Annotated in this window: 21 protein-coding genes and 1 pseudogene; 19 read left to right on the top strand and 3 right to left on the bottom strand. The window is 35.6% G+C overall.

Going from position 1 to position 24,004, the window contains the following annotated elements:
* Positions 1 to 58 precede the first annotated feature (58 nt).
* From Q9B79_RS20190 to Q9B79_RS20145, 10 genes and pseudogenes are all read left to right on the top strand, one after another.
* On the top strand, positions 59 to 535 hold the full coding sequence (locus tag Q9B79_RS20190) for a PH domain-containing protein (protein WP_306187043.1): 477 nt from the start codon (positions 59 to 61) through the stop codon (positions 533 to 535).
* On the top strand, positions 528 to 1,967 hold the full coding sequence (locus Q9B79_RS20185) for a PH domain-containing protein (RefSeq protein ID WP_306187040.1): 1,440 nt from the start codon (positions 528 to 530) through the stop codon (positions 1,965 to 1,967). The genes Q9B79_RS20190 and Q9B79_RS20185 overlap by 8 nt, the downstream gene beginning before the upstream one ends.
* A gap of 185 nt (positions 1,968 to 2,152) precedes the next feature.
* A complete protein-coding gene (locus Q9B79_RS20180) occupies positions 2,153 to 2,806 on the top strand; it encodes a DUF975 family protein (RefSeq protein WP_306187038.1) in 654 nt (217 codons plus the stop codon).
* A gap of 313 nt (positions 2,807 to 3,119) precedes the next feature.
* Positions 3,120 to 3,454, top strand: a pseudogene (locus tag Q9B79_RS20175) (hypothetical protein).
* Between the two features lie 20 nt (positions 3,455 to 3,474).
* The gene (locus Q9B79_RS20170) at positions 3,475 to 3,741 is read left to right on the top strand and encodes a CPCC family cysteine-rich protein (protein WP_306187036.1); all 267 of its coding nucleotides are present in this window, start codon (positions 3,475 to 3,477) and stop codon (positions 3,739 to 3,741) included.
* A 427-nt stretch (positions 3,742 to 4,168) separates the two neighbouring features.
* The gene (locus Q9B79_RS20165) at positions 4,169 to 4,540 is read left to right on the top strand and encodes a DUF1304 domain-containing protein (protein WP_306187034.1); all 372 of its coding nucleotides are present in this window, start codon (positions 4,169 to 4,171) and stop codon (positions 4,538 to 4,540) included.
* Between the two features lie 688 nt (positions 4,541 to 5,228).
* Positions 5,229 to 6,053: a hypothetical protein gene (locus Q9B79_RS20160; RefSeq protein WP_306187032.1), complete on the top strand. Its 825-nt coding sequence runs from the start codon at positions 5,229 to 5,231 to the stop codon at positions 6,051 to 6,053.
* A 250-nt stretch (positions 6,054 to 6,303) separates the two neighbouring features.
* On the top strand, positions 6,304 to 6,600 hold the full coding sequence (locus Q9B79_RS20155) for a protoporphyrinogen oxidase (RefSeq protein WP_306187030.1): 297 nt from the start codon (positions 6,304 to 6,306) through the stop codon (positions 6,598 to 6,600).
* A 75-nt stretch (positions 6,601 to 6,675) separates the two neighbouring features.
* The gene (locus Q9B79_RS20150; RefSeq protein ID WP_306187028.1) at positions 6,676 to 7,152 is read left to right on the top strand and encodes a PH domain-containing protein; all 477 of its coding nucleotides are present in this window, start codon (positions 6,676 to 6,678) and stop codon (positions 7,150 to 7,152) included.
* A complete protein-coding gene (locus Q9B79_RS20145; RefSeq protein WP_306187026.1) occupies positions 7,145 to 8,563 on the top strand; it encodes a PH domain-containing protein in 1,419 nt (472 codons plus the stop codon). Before Q9B79_RS20150 ends, Q9B79_RS20145 begins: the two co-directional genes overlap by 8 nt.
* Positions 8,564 to 8,663: 100 nt before the next feature.
* Here the strand turns inward: Q9B79_RS20145 and hmoB are convergent, their stop codons facing one another.
* The gene (hmoB, locus tag Q9B79_RS20140; protein WP_306187023.1) at positions 8,664 to 9,173 is read right to left on the bottom strand and encodes a heme-degrading monooxygenase HmoB; all 510 of its coding nucleotides are present in this window, start codon (positions 9,171 to 9,173) and stop codon (positions 8,664 to 8,666) included.
* A gap of 127 nt (positions 9,174 to 9,300) precedes the next feature.
* Here hmoB and Q9B79_RS20135 point away from each other — a divergent pair, with 127 nt between their 5' ends.
* From Q9B79_RS20135 to hemY, 4 genes are all read left to right on the top strand, one after another.
* Positions 9,301 to 11,418: a transglycosylase domain-containing protein gene (locus Q9B79_RS20135; protein ID WP_306187021.1), complete on the top strand. Its 2,118-nt coding sequence runs from the start codon at positions 9,301 to 9,303 to the stop codon at positions 11,416 to 11,418.
* A 177-nt stretch (positions 11,419 to 11,595) separates the two neighbouring features.
* Entirely contained in the window at positions 11,596 to 12,642 is a 1,047-nt protein-coding gene (gene hemE, locus Q9B79_RS20130; RefSeq protein ID WP_306187019.1) for a uroporphyrinogen decarboxylase, read from the top strand.
* Positions 12,643 to 12,656: 14 nt separating this feature from the next.
* Positions 12,657 to 13,592: a ferrochelatase gene (gene hemH / locus Q9B79_RS20125; RefSeq protein WP_306187017.1), complete on the top strand. Its 936-nt coding sequence runs from the start codon at positions 12,657 to 12,659 to the stop codon at positions 13,590 to 13,592.
* A 19-nt stretch (positions 13,593 to 13,611) separates the two neighbouring features.
* Positions 13,612 to 15,033 (top strand): protoporphyrinogen oxidase, encoded by a 1,422-nt coding sequence (hemY, locus tag Q9B79_RS20120; protein ID WP_306187014.1) that lies wholly within the window; start codon positions 13,612 to 13,614, stop codon positions 15,031 to 15,033.
* A gap of 39 nt (positions 15,034 to 15,072) precedes the next feature.
* Here hemY and Q9B79_RS20115 read toward each other — a convergent pair whose 3' ends face one another.
* Entirely contained in the window at positions 15,073 to 16,425 is a 1,353-nt protein-coding gene (locus tag Q9B79_RS20115; RefSeq protein ID WP_306187012.1) for a DUF4026 domain-containing protein, read from the bottom strand.
* A 241-nt stretch (positions 16,426 to 16,666) separates the two neighbouring features.
* Between Q9B79_RS20115 and Q9B79_RS20110 the strand changes: the two genes are divergently transcribed.
* Positions 16,667 to 19,033 carry a DUF6359 domain-containing protein gene (locus Q9B79_RS20110; protein ID WP_306187010.1) on the top strand — a complete coding sequence of 789 codons (2,367 nt, stop codon included), beginning with the start codon at positions 16,667 to 16,669 and terminating at the stop codon, positions 19,031 to 19,033.
* 105 nt (positions 19,034 to 19,138) lie between these two features.
* On the top strand, positions 19,139 to 19,438 hold the full coding sequence (locus tag Q9B79_RS20105; protein WP_306187008.1) for a hypothetical protein: 300 nt from the start codon (positions 19,139 to 19,141) through the stop codon (positions 19,436 to 19,438).
* Between the two features lie 72 nt (positions 19,439 to 19,510).
* Here the strand turns inward: Q9B79_RS20105 and Q9B79_RS20100 are convergent, their stop codons facing one another.
* On the bottom strand, positions 19,511 to 20,365 hold the full coding sequence (locus tag Q9B79_RS20100; RefSeq protein WP_306187460.1) for a hypothetical protein: 855 nt from the start codon (positions 20,363 to 20,365) through the stop codon (positions 19,511 to 19,513).
* Between the two features lie 384 nt (positions 20,366 to 20,749).
* Between Q9B79_RS20100 and Q9B79_RS20095 the strand changes: the two genes are divergently transcribed.
* The 3 genes from Q9B79_RS20095 (at position 20,750) to Q9B79_RS20085 (ending at position 23,948) form a co-directional block, all read left to right on the top strand.
* Positions 20,750 to 21,151: a BlaI/MecI/CopY family transcriptional regulator gene (locus Q9B79_RS20095; protein WP_000184503.1), complete on the top strand. Its 402-nt coding sequence runs from the start codon at positions 20,750 to 20,752 to the stop codon at positions 21,149 to 21,151.
* Between the two features lie 2 nt (positions 21,152 to 21,153).
* Complete coding sequence (locus tag Q9B79_RS20090; protein ID WP_306187005.1) at positions 21,154 to 23,103, top strand: M56 family metallopeptidase; 1,950 nt, start codon at positions 21,154 to 21,156, stop codon at positions 23,101 to 23,103.
* Positions 23,104 to 23,375: 272 nt separating this feature from the next.
* Positions 23,376 to 23,948: a TetR/AcrR family transcriptional regulator gene (locus Q9B79_RS20085; protein WP_000963372.1), complete on the top strand. Its 573-nt coding sequence runs from the start codon at positions 23,376 to 23,378 to the stop codon at positions 23,946 to 23,948.
* Positions 23,949 to 24,004 lie beyond the last annotated feature (56 nt).

The following is a 24,004-nucleotide window of genomic DNA, read 5'->3' as shown; positions in this document are numbered from 1 at the left end:
ATGTAAAATATAGATTGAGAGTATTCATATATTAGATTAATAGATTCGGAGTGGTTACATGGAGCCATTGAAAAATGAAATTCACCCTGACATGGTCAAGGTGTGGAAAGTTAGGGCTGTAATGGAGGAAGGGATCGGTATTCTCATCATTTTAGCTTACCTTTTCCTCATGATAAAGTTTGACTGGTGGGCGTGGATTTTGTACGTGTTAATTGGATTAACGGTTGCACTAGCACCATTGGAGTACTTCGTATTCCCGAAACTTCGTCAGCGTTATTATAGCTATCAACTAAATGAAGAAGAGCTTGAAATTCAGCACGGTCTTTTCGTTGTAAAGCGCGTATTAGTACCGATGATTCGTGTACAACACGTGACAATTGAACAAGGTCCGATTATGAGAAAATATGGCTTAGCAGAATTGCACATTTCAACAGCAGCAACTTCTCACAGTATCCCAGGCTTAACGATGTATGAAGCAGAAATGTTGAAAACGAAAATCGCAGAATTAGCGAAAGTGAGTGATGAGGATGTATAAGAGGCAACATCCAATCACAATGTTATTAGAATTAAAAATAACAGACTTTATCCCACTCATTATTTTCATGTTTAGCTTAAACGGAAAGTTCCCGTTTTGGTATTTAATTCCCGCTGCATTCGGTTTACTCACCGTTTTTTCAGCGTTTGAAAAATGGTATTACACAACGTATTGGGTTGAAAATAACGTATTACATGTGAAGCAAGGGCTCTTTGTGAAGAAGGAGAGCTACTTAAATAAAGAACGTGTGCAAACGATTAATACAAGTTCTAACGTGTTATATCAAATGCTTGGCTTAAAAAAGATTCAAATTGAAACAGCTGGCGGAGGCGACGATGCAGAAGTTAGCTTAGCTGGTATTACAGTAGAAGAAGCAACAGAGCTTATTGCCATGCTAAATGAGCCAACTCCAGAAGTGAAAGCAGAAGAAACATTAGAAGAAGTAGTAGAAAAAGAAATCATTACAGAAGAAAAACAAGCGACAGAATATAAACTAACTTGGAAAGAAATTTTATTAGCGTCTGTTACATCCGGTCAGTTTGGACTATTATTCTCGTTAATCTTCTTTGTGTATCATCAAGTAGATGAGTACATTCCGAAATGGATAGAGAATAGCGTCAAGTCGTATGTAATGGAACATGATATATATGGCTGGATTTTCATGATAGCTATTCTGCTCGTCCTTTCGTGGGTTATATCTACAATCGGTTATGCGCTAAAACATGGAGATTTCACAGTCAATCGAAGAAATGATGAAGTCCGCATTTCGCAAGGATTACTTGAGAAAAAGGAACTCGTCCTAAAATTGCACCGCATTCAAGGTATTACGATAAAAGAAAGTATTTTACGTCAGCCATTCGGTTATTGTGCTGTGCAAGTAGAAGTGATTCAAAGTAAAGGAATGGGTGACGAGAAAGAAAAAGTTACACTGCATCCTATCATTCGAAAAGATCGCGTACAACAGTTACTCGCACATTTACAACTACCATACGAACTGAATACAAACATTATTTCATTACCAAAAGCAGCATTACGCCGCTATCTTATTGATAGTTTCATTTTCTTCGCTATGCTAGCAATCCCGCTTACTGGAATAAGTATATACTTTGAAAAGTATTACATCATGTGGGCATTCATTCCGCTTGCGATCCTCTTTTTTACACTTGGATACGCAACATTTAAAACGAATGGTTACAGTGTAAACGAGGAGCAAATTACGCTTGTATATCGCAGCGTCGGCAAATATACAGGACTTGTTAGAAGAAGACACATCCAATCAATGGAAAAGACACAATCCTATTTCCAGTGCCGAGCGGATTTATGTACGTATAAATTTTCTAACGCATCATCAAATTATAAATTAGAGCATACGAGAGTAGAAGATGCGGAGAGAATGCAGGATTGGTATAAGAAGAGAATAAGTGAGAATTAACTTGAAAAAGCTTGCCTATTATGAAAGGCAGGCTTTTTTTGTTATAGGAAAATGAGGGGGTTAATCCATATATTAGTACAGCTCACATATATCTAAAAAAGTAGTATACTTCTATTTTAGGAAAATCTGTGGAATTTTTAATATAAATGGTATACTAATATAGAAAAATTATTAGGAGGCTATATATGATAAGTCAGTTAAAAAGAAAAGCACTTGATGCATTAAAAGGAAAATGGGGGTTAGCGGTAGGGACAACCCTATTAGTCGGAATCCTTATTGGAGCTGTTGAAATGCTAACCACAGGTATTTTCTCGATGTTTTGGGGTTGGGAAGAAGCAAATGAGTCGCTTACGGTAACTATTATTGCAATGCTTGTTATCGGTCCGTTAACAGTGGGTGCTTATTATTTTGTTTTAAATGTAATTCGTGGGACTAATGCTCGTATTGGTCATATATTTAGATGGTTTAACGATGGAAGTAAGTTTATGAAATCGTTTTTAACATATTTACTAATGAATGTGTACTTGATTCTATGGACATTACTTCTTATTATTCCAGGTATTATTAAATCATTTTCTTATTCTATGACATATTTTATTTTGAATGATCATCCAGAATATACAGCGAATCAAGCGATTACTGAAAGTCGTCATATGATGAATGGACATAAAATGGATTACTTTTTACTATGTTTAAGCTTCTTAGGTTGGTTCATTTTAAGTATTCTTACTTTAGGAATCGGTTTCTTATGGTTAGTACCATATTTCTACACGACATCAGCTACATTTTATGAAGAGATTTCAAAAGAATATTATAAAAAAGAAGACACTAATTTCTAATAATCGCCTGTCCCTTAAAGAATATAGGGCACAGATAGTTTAGATGTTCTGTTTACTCAGGATAAGGTATAGGTTTTTATATAGAAATTACGCCCTCTATGTTTTAGCATAGAGGGCTATTTTTTTATCCCTCATTAACGGGCAGTAAAATCCCCACCTCAAAATTCAGCAAAAGCAAAGAAGTTAGGTGCGGGTCGGGCTGCCCGTAAAAGCCCGATTGGTGAGGGCTGATAAATACCCCCACCGATTAAAGTTTCACTTTATGTGAAAATAATGAATAATATATGAGGAAGGAAAAGGAAGGTGAATGAGTGTGAGCAAATTTTTAATACCGTATTCATTTTCTATATTAAGTTCCTTTATTTCAGCAACGGCGCTTGATTTATTTGATAGGGTGGGAAGAAATGATGAGATGACTTCCCCGAACATAATTGGAAAGATAATTCAATCTACTGCGCAAATGGGAGTCCTTACATTGTATTTCGGAGTACCTATTATTTTAGGTGGCTGTCTACTTGGTGAGCTATTGTTTTCGTAACGGTAGGAATTCCAACTACATATGCAGATTCTAATACTTTTTTCATGGAAATCACTATGATTTGCGCTGTTACATTTTTTGTGGGCCGGAATATATGGGAGAAAAAATAAATGAATAATGGAGTGACAGGATGAAATATACATGTCTATGCTGCGGGTATAGAACAATAGAAGAAAAACCACCAGGTACATATGAAATTTGTAATATATGTTATTGGGAAGATGATGAGGTTCAGTTTAACAATCCTGACTTTGAAGGCGGGGCGAATGAAGTCTCGTTAAGACAAGCACAGAAAAACTTCATTGCATTTGGTGCTTGCGAGGAATGTTTTGTGAAATTAGTTAGAAAGCCGACTAGTGAAGATGTGAGGGATGCTAGTTGGAAGCAAATTTGTTAAATAAAAATGTTATTACTCAATTTAACAAGAGTAATAACATTTTTTTATGCCATGATGAAAGAATTAACGTCGTTTTATAAGATAAAACAATAAAATAGAAAAGAAATAAAGTTTTCGTTTTTGGAGATTATGAATTATTAATTTGATGATATAGCTGATTCCTTTTATGGAGTTATAAAAAAACAGTATGGTTTCTAGAGATGTGAACAGAGGATTTGAATTGATTTAAAGTTGATGGAACAAAATAAGACTAATTGAGCAAAAAAACTTGCAAAACTAAAAGGGGAGTTGTATATTAATTGACGTATCAAATGTTGATATGTCAATTAACGTTTGATAAGAAAGAAGGCGGAATTTCATATAAGCTACAAAGTTAAAGCAAAGATAGTATAAATTTGATATTAGTGAGTAGAGGGGGCAGAATAGTTTGGAAATCATCGCAGCTATTTTAGTCGGGATCGTAGCATTAGAACATTTATTTATCATGATCCTCGAAATGTTTTTTATTAATTCAAAAGTGGCAAAACGTGCTTTTCAATTACCGGAGCATTTAGAAGGAGATCGAAACGTAGCCATTATGTTTGCAAACCAAGGTTTATATAATGGATTTTTAGCCGTTGGTCTCATTTGGGGACTTATACTTGGTCTCAATTCAATTGGTTATATGGTTCAATTATTCTTTATAATATGTGTGGTAGTAGCAGCTCTGTTCGGCGGTTTCACATCTAATAAATCAATTATTGTGAAACAAGGGCTTCCAGCTATATTAGCGTTGATTGCCCTTTTAATTGTGATATAGAACCAAAGCGTTTTAATAAAAGAACTCATTTTTGAAAAATACGCTATTCTTTCTGCAGGCTTATAGGAAAGAATAGCGTATTTTTTTCATTTTTATATCCTTCAACTTAAGAAATTTATAACATCCGAAAATAATAACTTTGTACTTTTTCACTTAGAAATGTAAATTCCCTCTTTTTTGGGCGTAATTGTTATGAAAATACGTATTACATGAAGGATTGGAACAGGATTAACGCTTTAAAATATAGAAAGTGGGGAAAATAATGTAAAAAAATATTGTATGTTTAAAAACTTTGTGTTACATTTTTGTTACAATAAAGTTACGATATGTGACTTTTATTACGATTTGTTTTCTGATATTTTTCGGTATGTTACGGATTGAGGTTCGTATCCATCAACCGAGAATATATAAAGTTTAAAAACTACCAAAATAAAAATAGTTTTCCTATGTGTATAAGAGTGTGTGTAGTAAAGAGCCTGGTGAGAGCTTTACGCACATGATTAAAATTCCTTTCTGTCTTAAAAGAAGAAAACCAACTACCAACTATTTAGGAGTTTTAAGTAATGATAGTAAATGAAATGTACTTCCTTTCCCACACACAAAGTACATCTTTACTTGCAGTCTAATTACTACACAGATTTTTATACATATGACGTTATTGTTTTAGGAATACATAGGGGGAGAAACATTGAGGAAGTTATTAACGATAATTGGGATTACATTTTTCATGTTAGCAGGATGTAGTAATGGAGATTTTGAAAAAGAAATAGATGCAGGGAAGACAGCGTTAACGAATAAAGAATATAAAAATGCTTTATCATCATTTGAACGAGCGCTGGATGAGAAAAAAGACGATTCAGATGCAATAGTGCTTGTAGAACAAACGAAAATCATGATGGAAGCAGTAAAGTTAAAAGAAGAAATAAAGATAGAAGAATCAATTCAGTCATTTGAAAAAGTAGAGAACATGAAGGATGGAAATACTACGCTTATAAAGCAGGCCAAGGAAGAACGAACAGCATTACTAGCCATTTTAGAACAAAAAAAGAAGTATAGCGAGCAACTGACAAAAAGTGAAGAGTTAATAAATAAGAAAAATTATGCAGAAGCGAAAGAGACATTAAATAAGCTAGTTTCAGAAACAAAAAATAACAAGAATCTTGAAGAATATAATAAAAAAGCGGTAGGATTAGTTACTAAAATGAATGAAGAAGAAAAAAATGCAAAGAGTGAAGCTGCAGCGAAGGAACAAAAAACAAATGCAGTAATGAATCAAAAGGTAGCAACAGAAAAGAACCAAAGTGCATTTACTTTTGAGAAAGCGAAAGAATATATTAAAAATGAATATAAAGAAGACTATGATTACACGCTAGAAAATACGCAAGTAGAGAATGGAAAGAAATATTATCAAATTAGAGTGCGTACGACATATAAAATAGAAGGCGCAGCTGGATCAGGATTTACTGGCGTATTCAAAGTATTCGAAGATGGTACAATTATTGAAATGCACTAAATTGATGAAAAAGGTATCCTCAAAGTATATGAGGGTACCTTTTTTAACATAAAAAAAAGCATCTAGCAAAAGTACTAGATGCAAATAAAAACACAAGGGAAGATAAATATCTTCCCGTTTCCCGTAAGTAATTATATCAAAAAATTTATAAAAAACTAGCTTTATTTTTTATATAACTGATGTGTAAAGCTATGAAAGTATAAGATTACACTATTTTCATAGTGTTTTATTGGAAAAAGGAGCTGCGTATATGATTAATTTTAAACCAGAAAATTTAAACCAACTATTAAAAGTGATGCTAATTAGTGCGAATAAATCTTATGATGCGATTAAAGATTATGAATTTACGGGAGAAGCAGTAGTATTCCGTGTAGATTTCGAATATATTGACGTTTCTTTAATGATTGTAGATATGTTAGGAAGATCGGCTTCTAAATTTAACATTTTGCCATATGCTAAACCAGATACAAATGAAATAGATTACATTCAGTTTCAAGTGTATTCGATTAATGAAGGGAATTTCAAAGAAATAATCGATACGATGTAGATGAACTATAATTTTACAAAAATGTATAAACAAACTAATATGTAATTAATACATTCATATAATTGGAGTGATGAGATGCAGCCGTTAGAAAGAGAGATTCATTCTAATATGCTGAAAGTGTGGCGAATTCACGCTTTAATTGGAGCGGCAGTTATACTAGCAGTCGTAATTGCATATTTCTTTTTTATGATCAATTTTAATTGGTGGGGTTGGTTGTTTGGCTTATTAGTAACAGGCGCTATTGCATTTATCCCGCTTGATTATTTTGTGTTTCCAAATTTACGTCAACGTTATTATAGTTACAGATTAAATGAAGAAGAGATTGAGATTCAAAAGGGAATGTTCGTTGTAAAACGCGTACTTATTCCGATGATGCGTGTGCAGCACGTAACGATTGAACAAGGACCGATTATGAGAAAGTATAATTTAGCAGAATTACATATTTCAACAGCGGCAACTTCTCATAGTATTCCAGGCTTAACGAAAGAAGAAGCAGAGCAGCTGAAAAGACAAATTGGAGAACTTGCGAAAGTGAGTGATGAGGATGTATAAGAGGCAACATCCAATCACGATATTGTTAGGTATTCGAATTGCGACTTTGTTGCCTTTTATTTTTCTTGTTTTATTTAAATCAGATGGCCAAGTAAAACCTTGGTATTTCTTTCATCTCGTTCTTTTGGCTATATTATTTATTATGGCAATTTTCTCAGCGATAAAATGGTATTTCAAAGTGTACTGGGTTGAAAATAATATTTTACATATAAAGCACGGTGTGTTTGTAAAGAAAGAAAGTTACTTAAATAAAGAACGTGTGCAAAATATTAGTACATCTTCTAACATCATTTATCAAATACTTGGGCTTACAAAGTTAAACATAGAAGTAGCTGGCGGCGGTACTGAACCGGAAGTGATGTTAGCTGGCATTAGAGAAGAGGAAGCGAAGGAACTGATTGCTTTATTAAATAAAAAAAGAAGCGCTGCGAGTGAAGAAGTACACATGGCAGAAGAAAGTAAGACGATTTATCAGTTAACGATGAAAGAGATTTTAGTAGCTTCCATTACATCTGGTAGATTCGGATTAGTGTTTTCAGGATTACTTCTTATTTACACAGAGTTTAATCAATTTCTACCAGAATGGCTCATCAATAAAGTAGAAGCGTATGTGATGAATAACGGTGTATATGAATTAATCGTTATGGCCGCAATTTTAATGGCGATCTCGTGGGTCATTTCGACAGCTGGTTATGCGTTAAAATATGCGAACTTTAAAATAGAGCGAAAAGGAAATGAAATTCGCATCGTACAAGGGTTATTCGATAAGAAAGAGTTCGTTTTAAAACTACACCGTATTCAAGCGATCACTGTGAAAGAAGGAATTCTCCGCCAGCCTTTCGGTTATTGCTCTGTCGAAGTGGAAGTTATTCAAAGTATAGAAACAGCTGGAAATGAAGTGATGTTACATCCCTTTATGAAAAAGAAAGATGTCCAGCAGTTACTTACATATTTGCAGTTGCCGTATGAACCGGAAGAGAAAATCGTTCACTTACCGAAAGCTGCATTACGCCGTTACATAATAATGGGTTGGATTACAAGTGCGGTGCTTGCGCTGCCAATCATCGGTGCGAGTATATATTTTAAACAAAATATTGCGTTATTCATCTTGATACCACTATTTATCATGTTTACGTTACTTTCATATGCTCGGTATAAAAGTGGTGGATATGTGATACGGGAAAATCAATTAGTCATGGTATACCGCGGCCTTGCAAAATATACAGGAATCATGCGAAGAAGGCATGTTCAAGCAGTAGGATACAGTCAGTCGCATTTTCAAAAGAAAGACGAGCTATGTACAGCTGTCGCATCGGTAGCGGGGCATCCTTACAAAGTGAAGCATATGCAAAAAGAAGGTGCGCTTCGTATATATAATTGGTATAAAGAAAAAGGGAACACCGGTACGTAATGGTGTTTCCTTTTTTCTGTCGTGATAAGTCGATATATTGAAAAAATCGTCGATATAATTTCATGTACCGTATACCGGGAGGAACCACAGTACAAAACCCCTAAACTAACACATCAAAAGTAGTCACAAATGACGGGCGAGAGAAAATACTTTTCTGCTGCTCTGCATGTGGATGTGCTTGAGCCGGAGCCGGAGCTTGTCCTTCTGCTTGTGCAGGGCGTTTTTTATGAGCGTTTTCGAATGAACGTGATTCTGTCCAGTCTTTAAAGTTTTGTTCTGTTTCCCACATCGTTAAGATGACGTATGTATCGTTACTTAATGGGCGTAGAACGCGGATCGCTTGGAATCCTGGTTCGTTTTCAATAAGACCTGCGCGGTTTTTAAAACGGTTTTCAAATACTGGGCGACCTTCATCTGTTACAGAAATGTTGTTACAAACGATGTAGCCAGGTTGTCCTTTAAATTCGCCAACAGCGTCTAGTACATCATATTGAAGAGACCCTTCTACAGATTCTTCTGTATTTTCTTTATAAAACATATTTTTTTCATCATTTTTTGCAGTGAAATGTGCTTGTTCTAGAGGTGTTTCGTATGAAATAATAGCCTTCATTTTAATGCCCCCTTAATCGTTTGTTTCTATTATATCAACTCTCTTAAAAAACTTCGAAGATTATATACATAAAGATACTTCTTTTTCAAATAATAAATGTACCATCATTTGGAAAGAAGGCCGATGTATGAAGAAAGTAAAGTGGACTTTATTAGGTGGATTAGTAACGCTATTATTAGCGATTGTAATTTATAAACTTATCGTGTTAGCTGGTGGCTATATGATGGATGAAAAGCAGCTCGTTTTCCACTCTTCATCACGTATCGTTGACCAGAAAGGGAAAGAAATTACGAAATTATACGTAGAAAATAGAGATCTCGTACCAATCGAGCAAATTCCGAAATACGTGCAGCAGGCGTTTGTTGCGGTAGAGGATTCTCGTTTTTATGAGCATCAAGGAATTGATTACCCGTCTATATTCCGTGCTCTTTATAAAGATACGTTAGCTGGAGATAAGGTTGAAGGCGGTAGTACGATTACGCAGCAACTTGCTAAAAACGTCTTTTTAACTCGTGAAAAAACAGTTACGCGCAAGTTGAAGGAAGTCGCAATTTCTCTTCAATTAGAGCAAAAATATACGAAGCAACAAATTCTTGAAATGTATATGAATCATATTTATTTTGGCCATGGAGCTTACGGTATTCAAGCAGCAGCAAAATTGTATTTTAATAAAAATGTAGAGGATTTAACAGTAGAAGAGGGCGCAATGCTTGCAGGTCTTCCGAAGTCGCCAAACGGATATTCACCGTATTTTTCACCAGAGAAAAGTAAAGAGCGCCGTGATCTCGTATTGTCACTTATGCACAAACAAGGCTATTTGACTGCCGAAGATAGTGTGCGTTATCAAGGTAAGACAATTGCTTTATATAAAAACTTGGACGAAAATGAACTCGCATATATGCCGTATATTGATATGGTCATAGATGAAGCAGCACGTTTATACGGATTGTCTCATCAAGAAGTACTTCGAGGAGGATATACGTTTGTCGTACCGATGGATGAAAAGATTCAAAAGGTAGCGTATAACCAGTTTCAAGATGCAAGGAATTTCCCTGGTAAAGAAGAGGGGGCGCAAGGTGCTTTTTTATTAATGGATAATCGTACAGGCGGAATTAAAGCGGCGATTGGCGGAAGAAAGTATGTCCCGAGAGGGTTCAATCGTGTTTTTGCAAAAAGGCAGCCTGGTTCTGTTCTAAAACCACTTATCGTTTATGCGCCAGCACTCGAAACAAAAAAGTATAATCCGTATTCTTTATTAACAAATGAAAGACATTCCTTTGAAGGGTATGAACCTCGAAATTACAATCATGAGTATTCGAAAGAAATGACGATGTACGATGCGATTTTAGAGTCAGCAAACGTACCTGCAGTTTCTCTATTAAACGAATTAGGGGTTGAAGAAGGAAAGCAATATTTAGAGAAAGGTAATATTCATATTGCTGATGCAGGTTTAAGTACAGCGCTGGGCGGATTGAAAAACGGTGTTTCCCCATTTGATCTTGTGAAAATGTATCGTGCATTTTTAGCAAATGGTGATATTATTGAGCCGCACGTGATTGATAAAGTGTTAAATAGACACGGCGCAGTCATTGGAGAATCGCCAAAAGTAGAAACGAAAATTTTCTCGAAACAAACGGCTTGGTATATGACGAAAATGCTTGAAGGAGTTGTGAAAGAAGGGACGGCGAAAGCCGGTGTATATAACGGGGCGTTAGCTGGGAAAACAGGTACAACTTCCTTACCAAATGACGATAATGGAGCGAGAGATATGTGGTTCGTTGGCTACACGCCAAATCTAGTAGGCGCTGTTTGGATTGGTTATGACCGTACGGATCAAGAGCATCAGCTGCAAGGAGAAAGTGCATCAGCAACGAAATTGTTTAAGAAAATTTTAATGAAGGCAAATGTAGAACAGAAAGAGCAGTTTAGGAAGCCAGAAGGTGTGGAAACAATCGGTGCTCCGATTCGTCTGCGCAAAATTGAAGATGTGAAAATGAAATTAGCGTTTAGCCCTTTCGGTTTATTTAAAGCGAAACTAAGCTGGACACCACTTCCTGATGATAGGATTATGTATCGTATTTATAGAGTGGAAAACGGAGTCCATACGCATGTAGGCACTGTAAATGGTGCCGGAGAATATGAAGAAAAGTTCGTTAACATCTTTTCAAAACCGAGCTTTTATGTTGTGCCATATAACAAACAAACGAATCGCGAGGGAGAAAAGTCAAAAGTAGCTAAACCATAGTTTTTCTCTGTGTTATAATAAGAATGTTGTGAAAATAGTAAGCGTTTTTAAGAATGTTTGTGTCAATTTAATGAACAACGTACATAATATTATGCATTTTGTTTTTACAAGCTGTATAGTAAAAAAAGATAAATATCGAACGTATTCGAAGCATTGGTAAGGAAGGGAGCAAGGGTCTTGGTAAGAACTATAAATGAGACATTTTTAAAAGCATGTAGGGGGGAACGTACTGATTATGTACCAGCATGGTATATGCGTCAGGCAGGTCGTTCGCAGCCGGAATATAGAAAGATAAAAGAAAAGTATTCTTTATTTGAAATTACACACAATCCAGAGTTGTGTGCTTACGTGACAAAGCTGCCTGTTGATCAATATAACGTAGACGCCGCAATTCTTTATAAAGATATTATGTCACCACTACCTGCAATTGGTGTGGATGTAGAAATTAAATCGGGTATTGGTCCAGTTATTGATAATCCAATCCGTTCTTTACAAGACGTAGAAAAACTAGGGGAAATCAATCCAGAAGATGACGTACCGTACATATTAGATACGATTCGTTTATTAACGACAGAAATGCTAGACGTACCGTTAATCGGTTTTTCAGGAGCTCCATTTACATTAGCGAGCTATATGATAGAAGGCGGTCCATCTCGTAACTACCATAATACGAAAGCGTTCATGTATGCAGAGCCGAAAGCTTGGTTCGCATTAATGGATAAGCTAGCAGATATGGTTATTACATATTTAAAAGCGCAAATTAACGCAGGAGCAAAAGCAGTTCAAATTTTCGATTCTTGGGTTGGAACAGTAAATGTAGCGGATTACCGCGTATTTATTAAACCAGCAATGGAGCGTATTTTTGCAGAAGTTCGTACGATGGGTGTTCCAATGATTATGCACGGCGTAGGGGCTGCACATTTAGTAAATGAATGGCATGACTTACCGCTTGATGTAGTAGGCTTAGATTGGCGCTTACCGATCGAAGAGGCACGCGTACGCGGCGTTCATAAAGCGGTACAAGGTAATATGGATCCTTCATTCTTACTTGCGCCATGGTCTGTTATTGAAGAACATGTAAAAGGTATTTTAGATCAAGGGATGAAACAGCCAGGTTATATCTTTAACTTAGGACACGGTGTATTCCCAGAAGTAAATCCAGATACATTAAAACGTTTAACTACATTTATTCATGAATACTCTAAAGGGCAGTTAGCGAAGTAAAGGAGCATTGCTGTATGAAAAAGAAAATTGGTTTGCTTGTAATGGCATACGGAACGCCATATAAAGAAGAAGATATTGAACGTTACTATACACATATTCGTAGAGGAAGAAAGCCAAGTCCTGAAATGCTAGAAGATTTAACAGAGCGTTACCGTGCAATTGGTGGTATTTCTCCTTTAGCTACTATTACATTAGAGCAAGCTAAAAAGTTAGAGAAGCGTTTAAATGAAGTACAAGACGAAGTAGAGTATCATATGTATCTTGGCTTAAAACATATCGAACCGTTCATTGAAGATGCAGTGAAAGATATGCATAACGATGGTATACAAGATGCAATCGCACTTGTTCTTGCGCCGCACTATTCTACATTTAGTGTGAAGTCGTATGTAGGACGAGCACAAGAAGAAGCTGAGAAACTTGGAAACTTAACGATTCACGGCATTGATAGCTGGTATAAAGAACCGAAATTCATCCAGTACTGGGTTGATGCAGTGAAAGGTATATATAACGGTATGTCAGAAGCAGAGCGTGAAAAAGCAGTATTAATCGTATCTGCACATAGCTTACCAGAAAAAATTATCGCACTTGGTGATCCATATCCAGATCAATTAAATGAAACAGCTGACTATATTGCAAGAGGTGCTGAAGTAGCAAACTATGCAGTAGGTTGGCAAAGTGCAGGAAACACGCCAGATCCTTGGATTGGTCCAGATGTACAAGATTTAACGAGAGAATTAAATGAAAAGTACGGTTACACTTCATTTGTATACGCACCAGTTGGATTTGTTGCGGAACATTTAGAAGTTTTATATGACAATGACTTTGAGTGTAAAGTTGTAACAGATGAAGTTGGCGCGAAATATTATCGTCCAGAAATGCCAAATGCATCGGACGCATTTATTGATTGCTTAACAGACGTTGTATTAAAGAAAAAAGAATCTGTAATATAAGAAGAAAGGGGGAGCCTGCTTGAGGAAAAAAGTTGTAGTCATCGGCGGTGGTATCACAGGATTAACAACGATGTATAACTTACAAAAAGATATTCGTGACAAAAACTTGCCGATCGATACATTATTGATAGAAGCGTCGGGTAAACTTGGCGGGAAAATTCAAACCGTTCGAAAAGATGGATTTACAATTGAACGCGGACCTGACTCTTTCTTAGCACGAAAAGAAAGTGCAGCTACATTAGCGAAAGAATTAGGTTTTGGCGATGAACTTGTAAATAATAAGGCCGGTCAATCATTTATCCTCGTAAACAATCGGTTACATAAAATGCCGAGCGGATCAATGATGGGAATTCCAACGCAAATTACACCGTTTCTATTTTCCGGGCTATTCTCCCCAATTGGTAAACTAAGAGCTGGTTTTGATCTATTAATGCCGAGATCCAAACCAGTATCTGACCAATCACTCGGGCATTTTTTCAGGCATCGCCTCGGCAACGAAGTGGTTGAAAATTTAATCGAACCATTACTATCGGGTATTTATGCAGGAGATATTGATGAAATGAGCTTAATGTCAACATTCCCGCAAATGTATCAAATTGAGCAGAAACATCGCAGTATTTCACTCGGCATGCGTACGCTTGCTCCAAAAGAAGAGAAAACTGAACCGAAAAAAGGAATCTTTCAAACAGTGAAAACAGGTTTAGAATCTATCGTAGAATCTCTTGAAATGAAGATGCATGAAGGTACGATAATAAAGGGCACTCGCATTGAAAAAATCGCAAAACTCGGTGATGGTTATACGATTACTCTTAGTAACGGAAAAGAAATAGAAGCGGATGCAGTCGTAGTGGCAACATCACATAAAGTATTGCCATCTATGTTTGCGCAGTACAAGCAGTTTCGTTTTTTCCGCAACATCCCGTCCACATCAGTCGCAAATGTAGCAATGGCTTTCCCGAAATCAGCCATTCAGCGCGATATTGATGGCACAGGGTTTGTCGTATCTCGAAATAGTGATTACACAATTACAGCATGTACGTGGACACATAAGAAATGGCCACATACAACGCCAGAAGGGAAAATGCTACTTCGCTGTTACGTTGGACGACCTGGTGATGAAGCAGTTGTAGAACAAACAGAAGAGGAACTCGTTCAGCTCGTACTAGAAGACTTACGAAAGACGATGGATATTACAGAGGATCCAGAGTTTACAGTCGTAAGCCGCTGGAAAGAAGCAATGCCCCAATATACAGTAGGCCATAACGAGCGAATGAAGAAACTCACAACATTTATGGAAAAAGAGTTGCCAGGTATATACTTGGCAGGTAGTTCCTACGCTGGTTCTGGTCTTCCGGACTGTATTGATCAAGGTGAGAAAGCTGCAAAGCGTGTGCTAGCTCATTTGAAGAAAGTAATGGATACGGAATTAATCGCACAATAAAGTGAAACGCCTTCGATCACATTGAAGGCGTTTTGTTACTTATTCACCAATAAACATATATAAGTTATTTGGCTTTATAATGGCATCTCCTGCATAAATAACCCATTCTGTTAAGTTATCAAAATCTAAATGATAACTATTTCCTTCACTCATATCTTCTATAAAATATGGTTCGTTAATGAGTATTCCTTGAATGAAATCTTCTGTAATGTTTTGCATTTCAAACCACATATGTTCACTCTTTCCCTCTTCGTAGGAGACACCAAACTTAGCGAGGAAACGAAAATCTTCATTTGATTGTTCAATGTGAAAAATGTTGCTGAAATATCCGAAAGTATTCTTCGCATTGTAAGCCATACGATCAGTTTCACTATTTGTTTTATAGAACATAAGCCCTGTAGCTTCCTCGTGTTCTTTGAAAAAGCTTTCGATATATTCTTCTGAAGTATTAAATTGGAATAAGAGAACGGATGGAGATTGATGGTATTCATCTCGATCATCCATACCGCCTAAAAATGTATTTTGTGCATCAATTGGCTGTAACTTCACTTCCTCATCCTCGATTGAAGATAATTGATCCATACTCGTTTTATGCCCAATATAAGATAATCCTTTCTCCCACGGAACAGCTACTGTATGTATAGAACCTTGCTGACTATGTGCGATAACGATAGGTTCATTCATAGGGACTTGTCCATTCTCAACGGCATTATTCGCAAATGTTTGAAAGAGGTCACCAATGCCATAGTAGGAAGAAATGCGATTTGGAATAATTAATTCTATTTCTGTTACGCCCGCTCTTAAAAGGCCGTGTGTATGAAACCAATATTGCGTAGGCTCGCCTTCTTTATCATCTTCATAAACGGAATGAATAACGTATAAGTCAGGAATGTCAGGTAATAATTCATTTTCAACGTGATATTCAATATAGCTTCTAGATATCACTTTCATTGCGGCACTTGAATCAATCACAAATAACAAATCTGGGGCGAGGTTCCATAAAAACTGTAACTGCTGGAAAAAGCAGTCCAGTACATCGCCTACAAATAGCGTACGAGTGAAAATTTCAGTACCATAAGCAGCATCTTCAAAATGACGATCTACGATTGTAGCATCTTGTCTATTGTACATTTTATAGTCTTCTGGGTCATTCGCCTCATCAATATGCAGCTCATACGGTATGATTGTTTCATCCATATGTAACTCAACAATAAGGCTTGTCTCATCACTATAAACAATTTTTAATTCATCAACTTTAGTAGAGATAGTTTCTAGCCTCTGTTTTAACTGCTCAATTGTAATTCTAGTAGGTATAACAGCAATCATATCTGAAAAATGACGTTCTAATGTTCCATTCATAGCTGCGCGGTATGTTTCTGTTTGCACTTCCATCCAATCACTCCTATTCAAATGAATCCATTTTACATGCCAATGAAATATCGATATTTTCTGTTTTCTCTCTCTAACATTATAGAGCGCATTCGTAGAAGGTGTAAAATTATTATTTTGTATTATAGTTTGAAAACGAGTAAAATAGATTAATTTTTTGTAAAACTTGTCGAAATAACATTCTATATAACGAATCATTTGATATGATAGAAATGCTGAGAAAATATGAAATAGGGAGAGGGAAATGGCTGTGAAGAAATTGTTAAGTGTCTTTTTATCATTCATACTATTGCTTTCATTTACTGGAACTTTAGTGCAAGCAGAAGAAACTACTTCTATGTCAGTAGAAAAAGCAATTCAAGTATTTAAGCAGCAAGGAAAAACAAAGGGGACAGTGGAAGGATACATTGTTGGGTATACGCAAAGTCCTTCTAAATACACGAAAGATCCAGCTAAGTTTGATGATACAAACGTAGCAATTGCGGATTCGCCAAATGAAACGAATCCAGACAAAATCATGCCTGTTCAGTTGCCAAAAGGCGATGTGAGAGCAGCAGTAAACGTGAAGGATCATCCTGGAAATATCGGGAAGAAAGTTAGTTTAACAGGGACGCTTGAATTATATTTTAGTAGCCCAGGTTTAAAATCGGTAACAGCTCATAAGTTTCAAGGAGAAGGACAAAACCGTGTTAGTGATGTAGTTGCTTCGCCTAGTGGCGGAGAAGTTGCGAAGGGTACAGCGGTAACATTAACAACGAATACAGAAGGAGCAACAATCTACTATACGTTAGATGGCTCTAATCCTACAAATAAAAACGTTCGTTATAACGGACAAATTGTGGTGAATGAAAATAGTGTGATTAAAGCAATTGCAGAGAAAGAAGGGCTTACTTCTTCAGCGATTTCCACATTTTCATTTACTATCGTAAACAATGAACAGGTTCGTATTCATGATATTCAAGGTAAATCACATATTTCTTCTTATAACGGGAAGAAAGTCTACAATGTGGAAGGCGTTGTAACAGCGCTTGATAAAAATGGTTTTTATATAGAAGATAATCAGCCAGATAATGATCCAGCTACTTCAGAAGGTATGTATGTGTACAAAAAGGATGCGAATGTAGCAGTAGGAAATCTTATTCAAGTTGATGGAGTAGTAGAAGAATATGTTGGACCTGGATATGCAGAAAGGTTTGACACAGACTTAACGACGACGGAAATTAAAGCGAGCCGCGTTGCTGTAATCGCAAAAGATCAACCTTTACCAGCACCGATTATCCTTGGAGAAAACAGTGTGAAAATCCCTGATCAAATTATCGATAATGATGCGTTCGGTTTATTTGATCCAAATGAAGATGCAATCGACTTTTATGAAAGTATTGAAGGTATGCGCGTTACGATGCCAACGCCAAAAATTATTGCACCTCAGAAAAACGGGAATTTATATGTAACAGTAGCAAATGGCGGAAATAAAGTTGTAACGAAATATGGCACACCTGTATTAGATGAAAACCAATTAAACCCAGAACGTCTTTCTGTAAAAGTACCTCGTGATTATGTAGCAAAAGTAGGAGATACTTTCACTGGAGATATAACAGGGGTAGTCGGATATGATTACGGTTCGTTCCGTATTTCGCCAATAACGGAATTACCATCTGTAGTAGACGGTGGATTTAAGCAAGTAGGCGCAAATATTCAGCCTCGTCTTGATAAGTTAACAGTTGCTACATATAACATTGAAAACTTCTCAGCGAATAAAAAAGAAACAACAGATGAAAAAGTAAAAGCGTTAGCATATTCTATTAAATACAATTTAAAAATGCCAGATATTATCGGTGTAGAGGAAATGCAAGATAATAATGGATCAATTAATGACGGTACAACAGATGCTTCATTAAGTGCAAAACGTATCATTGATGCAGTGCTAGAAATTCGTGGGCCAAAGTATGAGTATGTAGAAATTGCTCCGCATAATAATTTAGACGGAGGAGCACCAGGAGCGAATATTCGCGTCGGTTTCTTCTACAACCCATCACGCGTGAAATTAGCAGCAGTACCGAAGTTACTTGATAAAAATGTCATTCGCATTGGAGACGAAAATCCATTATTTGAAAGTACACGTAAACCGCTTGCGGCAGAATTTACGTTCCAAGGACAAAACGTTGTGGTCGTTGCCAATCACTTAAACTCAAAACTAGGAGATGCAACGCCATTTGGAAAAGTTCAGCCGCTCGTATTAAAGAGTGAAGAAAAACGAGTTCAATTAGCACAAGAAGTAAACAATTTCGTACAAGGTATTCAGAAGAAGAATACGAATGCACCAGTTGTTGTGTTAGGGGATATGAACGATTTCGAATTCGCTAAACCATTAAAAACATTAGAAGGAACAATCTTAAAAAATATGTTAAACACAGTGCCGAAAGAGAACCGCTACACATACATCCATGAAGGAAATGCACAAGTGTTAGATCATATTTTAGTAACAAACAACATCGCACCATACACAATTGTAGATCCAGTACACTTAAACTCAAACATTATGAAAGAACATGGACGTGTAAGTGACCACGACCCAGTACTTGCTCAAATTGACTTGAAGAAAGCTTCTTAAAATCGTTGTAAAAGAACGCTTAGAAATATACTGAGCGTTCTTTTTCTGTAAAAATCATGTTAAAATTAATTAAAAATTCAGTTTTTTATAATAAGGAGGTTAAAGATGCAAGCATGGTTAAATGGAAAATTAATAAATCAGCTTGCCATTTTTTTTAGTACGATCGTCATGCTCCAATTTGTAGCTGATGTAACAGGACTTACTCAAAATTTAGACCTTACGTATAACTTAATACATACAGCCTTGTTCTATGTAACATTTAGTTTTGCAGTTGTTTTTACTTTAATAGGTGCAAAGAGAGAACGAAGTAAATATGCAATTATTTCATTATGTTTAGTTGTAGGTATTAAAGCGATTTACTTTGTAGCGGTTGTTATTTTATGGGGATTGGCAGGTACGCCGTGAAGGGACAGATAATAATAAGAGCGTAATTCCCTAAACTAACTTAGGGAATTACGCTCTTATTCATTCAACGATTTAGTCTGAAATTGCTTGAAACGATTTCCTGCACCGTTCTCTTTTTTGCAGTCTTCTTCTATATTTTTTTCTATCTCGCTTTACTCCTTGTATATACATAAGTAAGCTAACGAAAAGGAAGAAAGCACATTGCATCAATAAAATGTATGGTGACATGCCTTGCAATGGTTGCTTTGGGTCATATAAATGAATAGGGGCTCCGCCTATTGAAGGAAGTATTGTATTTAGCAGGACGTACGGGATGGAGGCAGCTGCGAATGGAAAGAGAATCGCCATATAGTCTTTTTGGGACCATACAGATGCAGCAAGTCCTAAAAGAGCCATTAAACCTGCAAATAAAAAATTAATTCCGATATATACAGTAATGTAAGCGAGAGGCGCATCTAAATATAGGTTTGCGAACATTCCATCATCATTTATGATGCCTGAACCAGCTGTAGGTGTTCCGTCTGGAATGGTTAATTTGCAAAATAATAACGATAAGATGAATGGAAGTGTATAAAGAAATCCCCCGCAAAAAAACGTAACGATATATTTCGCTACTGAATAAGGAAACATAGAAATCCCCTTACTCACAAACGGTTTAAAACCATCTGACTTATCCGAATTGTAACTTGTACTAAAGGGGAAACTCGCAATAACTGGCATTAATAATAAATAAACATCCATTTCATTGTCGCGAAACCCAATCCATTTTAAATCTGTTGATATAGGACCATTTGCTGCGTCTCCTAAATAACGAATGACATAGTAATAGTGGTAAATACAAATAAGAACGAATCCACTAAACATCATAATTAAAGAAATACGACTACAAAAAGCTTGCTTTATATTTAAACGAAGCGCACGCATCATCATGACTGAAAAAGCCTCCACTGTTTTGATAAAGTGAAACTTTAATCAGTGGGGGGGGGCTTCATCCCCCACTGATTATTAGCCTTCACCAATCGGACTTTTATGGGCAGTTGATTCCCCACCTAAATTCTTTGCTTTTGCTGCATTTTGAGTTGGGGGTCTTACTGCCCATTAAAGTCGGATAAACTTGTCTATTTTCTATATTACTATTAAATGTAAAGATTTTCTTGTTTTTTTATTTGATTATTTGAAAAAAGGAAATTTGCTGTTGTTAAGTAAGGTTTAATGGAAATTATATTTTCTAAAATATGGTTGACAATTTAGTATTACATTTGTAATCTTAATTGTAGATTACAAATGTAATACTAAGGGGTGAACTATACTATGACAAATCAATTACCTAAAATATCTGAAGCTGAATTAGAAATTATGAAAGTACTTTGGTCTAACTCACCACAAACAGCGAATGAAATTATAGAAGAACTAGAAGATGCAATGGACTGGAAACCGAAAACAATCCGTACATTAATTAATCGGTTAGTACAAAAAGAAGCCGTTTCTTATCATCAAGATAAAGGGCGTATGTACGCTTACTATCCGTTAGTATCACAAGATAATTATTTACAAGTTGAAACGAAATCTTTGCTAAAGCGTTTTTGCGGCGCAGCGTTTAAACCATTACTTGTTAATTTTTTAAAAGAGGAAAAATTGTCTTCAGAAGATATTAATGAACTGAAACGCATTTTAGATGAGAAGACAGAGGAGAATAAGAGGAAGGATAGATAACAATGATAGACATGCTTATAAACGTATACCTTTCTCATTTTTTTGATTGGCTTATAGAAACGTCACTTATGGCCAGTATACTAGTTGGATTTATTTTATGTATAAAAGTTCTATTTAGAAATAAGTTAACGCCCCGGTGGCAATATATGCTGTGGATCGTACTGATGATAAGACTCCTTTTACCATGGTCACCGGATAGTTCTTATAGTATTTATTCATTATTCTCCTATAGTTCTAGTGTGTCGGAAGTTATTCAAAAAAATACACCTTTACCTGAGAATACAGTGAATAACGAGATAAAAAAGACAGTAGAATTAGAATCAAATTCTGAAACTGTGACAAAAAATAGTGAACAGAAAGTAAGTACGAGTGAGGAACAACAGACTACATTGTCTTTATACAAAATTTCTCTATATGTTTGGTTAGCTGGGGTAATTCTATTAGCAGTCATAACGTTTATTACAAATAGACGTTTATATGCTTACATAAAGAAACAACCGGATATTACGGACGAACAGGTCACTACAGTGTTTAATCGCTGTAAGCAGTCTATGAAAATGAAAAAGGCAGTTTCATTACGTCTTGCAGGAAAGATTGCAAGTCCAACGGTTTTTAGTTTCTTTCGCCCGAAAGTATTACTATCAAAAAAACATATGAAAGTATTAAATGAGCAACAATTACAATATGTCTTTTATCATGAGTTAGCCCATATTAAGAGAAACGACGTAGCGGTAAATTGGATTATGTATAGCTTACTCCTATTAAATTGGTTCAATCCGATTCTATGGTACGCCTATTTCTGTATGCGAGAAGATCAAGAATTAGCTTGTGATGCATATGCGCTTACATTTATAGATAAAGAGGAGCAAATTGCATACGGTCATACAATTATTACCCTCCTAGAACATTATTCCTATCAAGCACCAAGCCTAGCAAGTTTAAGTAGAAATAAACGAACACTAAAAAGGAGAATCGTTATGATTAAAAAGTTCCAAAAGAAATCGTATCGTCTGTCTTTAATCGGGGTTATTGCTATAGCAGCTATAGCAGGCGGTTTTTTATTGAATGCAAGGATAACCGAGGGAGATGAAAGACAGAAGGAAAAGGTTGTAGAAAATAAGCAATCTAAAGCGGCATTTGAAAAAGCGATAGAAACAGTATATGGTACACCAGAGAATGCAAGTAGAGAATGGGGTATGTCGATAAAGTCATATAAAAGAGATACAGATCTTTTGTATTTGGCAGAAAAGAATTTTACAAAAAAAGAATTTGAACAATATGTCCAATTATTTAAAGAGGCTAGTGAAATTCAGAAACAAGCAATGGTTAAGAAAAATGTGCCTGAGAATTATGATGGAGATACAAAGGAAATTAATCTTGAACGTTTGAATAAAAATGATCAAGAAAAATTAGCTAGTATTCAGAAGAAATTAAACCCTTTTAATGATAAATTGCAGAAGTCTTTAACATATACTATGGAAGAAGCAAAAGAACATGTACCGTATCAAATTAAGGAGCCAACTTATATACCTGAAGGTTATGAATTAAAGAGAGAATGGGCTGATTCATATTTTGGAAGAGATGTAGAATTAGTTATTAAATCAGAATATACAAAAGGGAAATATGGTTTTACAATTTACCAGTCAAGGATGTATATGGATGGTAATGTTAATGGTGGTAAGGATCCACTACACTACATGATGCCTGGAGGAGAGAATCTAGAAAGTTATAGTTTAGACGGGAAAGAAATGGTCTATAATAAATATTCTCAAGGAGAGAGTAAGTTAAAAGGACTCAAAATGTTTGTACCAGCACAAGGTAAGAATAGTGATTATCAAATTGTCATAGTAAATGATATTTTTACAAGAGATACAAAGATATACGAAGAGATAATTGATGATGATCTAACTAAGAAAGAGATGGAGAAAATATTACTTTCTATGTCAAAATAATAGACAGTGTTCTTAAACCTTTGGTTTTAAGAACACTGTCTATTTTATTGAATTTCTAGTGGGATCTAGCCAGCAATTATTATGAATATATTCTAGCTTTCCATACAAGTATACTTTTTGATACACTATGGACAGTATGATATAACTTGACTGGAATTTTTTATGCTGGAAATAATAAAAAAGAGAACTTGTATACAATGTAAGCGTGTGGTAATATCAAAGATGTACTGATTGACTATATTATCCAATTGGTCATTTTTGGAGGTGACGATGTGGCAATAGATCGAAAACGTTCTATTATTGAAGCTGCAACAAAGTCTTTTTCAGCGTTCGGCTATAAAGCAACAACGATGGATCAAGTAGCGAAATTAGCGAATGTAGGAAAAGGAACGATTTATACTTTTTTCAAAAATAAAGAAGAGCTATTTGGTGAAATTATTTCTAATTTAATTACAGAAATGAAGCAAGTTGCAGAAAATGCAATTCGTTCAGATGTTTCATTTTTTGAAAATGTACATAGAGCATTATATAGCATATTAGAATTCAGAAAAGAACATCAGCTCATGATTAAGTTAATTCAAGAAGAGCGCGATATGGGAACAAAAGAAGTACAAGAAGTGATGCAACAAGTAGATGTGGAAATCGTTTCTTTCATCCAATCGTATTTAAAGATTGCGATTGAAAAAGGTGAAATTAGCAAATGTGATCCAGAAATTACAGCATTTATTATGCTTCGTTTATACGTATCGCTTATTTTCGATTGGGAAAAAAATCATGAACCGCTAGAAAAAGAAAAAATCGCAGAATTATTTGAACTTTATTTATTAAGAGGATTGTCAAACTAAGATAATCCTTTTATTATTATAAAAAAGTGACCAATTGAACAAAGTGGTCATACATT

This window comes from Bacillus sp. MHSD_36 (genome assembly GCF_030757775.1).
In the GTDB taxonomy this organism is placed as follows: Bacteria; Bacillota; Bacilli; order Bacillales; family Bacillaceae_G; genus Bacillus_A.
Note: the sequence above shows the minus strand (reverse complement) of the source record. Positions and strands in the feature narration are given on the sequence as shown.

Coding starts and splice junctions, on each gene's coding strand:
- Q9B79_RS20190 (WP_306187043.1), top strand. CDS start 59: ATGGAGCCATTGAAAAATGAAATTCACCCTGACATGGTCAAGGTGTGG.
- Q9B79_RS20185 (WP_306187040.1), top strand. CDS start 528: ATGTATAAGAGGCAACATCCAATCACAATGTTATTAGAATTAAAAATA.
- Q9B79_RS20180 (WP_306187038.1), top strand. CDS start 2,153: ATGATAAGTCAGTTAAAAAGAAAAGCACTTGATGCATTAAAAGGAAAA.
- Q9B79_RS20170 (WP_306187036.1), top strand. CDS start 3,475: ATGAAATATACATGTCTATGCTGCGGGTATAGAACAATAGAAGAAAAA.
- Q9B79_RS20155 (WP_306187030.1), top strand. CDS start 6,304: ATGATTAATTTTAAACCAGAAAATTTAAACCAACTATTAAAAGTGATG.
- Q9B79_RS20150 (WP_306187028.1), top strand. CDS start 6,676: ATGCAGCCGTTAGAAAGAGAGATTCATTCTAATATGCTGAAAGTGTGG.
- Q9B79_RS20145 (WP_306187026.1), top strand. CDS start 7,145: ATGTATAAGAGGCAACATCCAATCACGATATTGTTAGGTATTCGAATT.
- hmoB (WP_306187023.1), bottom strand. CDS start 9,173: ATGAAGGCTATTATTTCATACGAAACACCTCTAGAACAAGCACATTTC.
- Q9B79_RS20135 (WP_306187021.1), top strand. CDS start 9,301: ATGAAGAAAGTAAAGTGGACTTTATTAGGTGGATTAGTAACGCTATTA.
- hemH (WP_306187017.1), top strand. CDS start 12,657: ATGAAAAAGAAAATTGGTTTGCTTGTAATGGCATACGGAACGCCATAT.
- Q9B79_RS20115 (WP_306187012.1), bottom strand. CDS start 16,425: ATGGAAGTGCAAACAGAAACATACCGCGCAGCTATGAATGGAACATTA.
- Q9B79_RS20110 (WP_306187010.1), top strand. CDS start 16,667: ATGGCTGTGAAGAAATTGTTAAGTGTCTTTTTATCATTCATACTATTG.
- Q9B79_RS20105 (WP_306187008.1), top strand. CDS start 19,139: ATGCAAGCATGGTTAAATGGAAAATTAATAAATCAGCTTGCCATTTTT.
- Q9B79_RS20100 (WP_306187460.1), bottom strand. CDS start 20,365: ATGATGCGTGCGCTTCGTTTAAATATAAAGCAAGCTTTTTGTAGTCGT.
- Q9B79_RS20095 (WP_000184503.1), top strand. CDS start 20,750: ATGACAAATCAATTACCTAAAATATCTGAAGCTGAATTAGAAATTATG.
- Q9B79_RS20090 (WP_306187005.1), top strand. CDS start 21,154: ATGATAGACATGCTTATAAACGTATACCTTTCTCATTTTTTTGATTGG.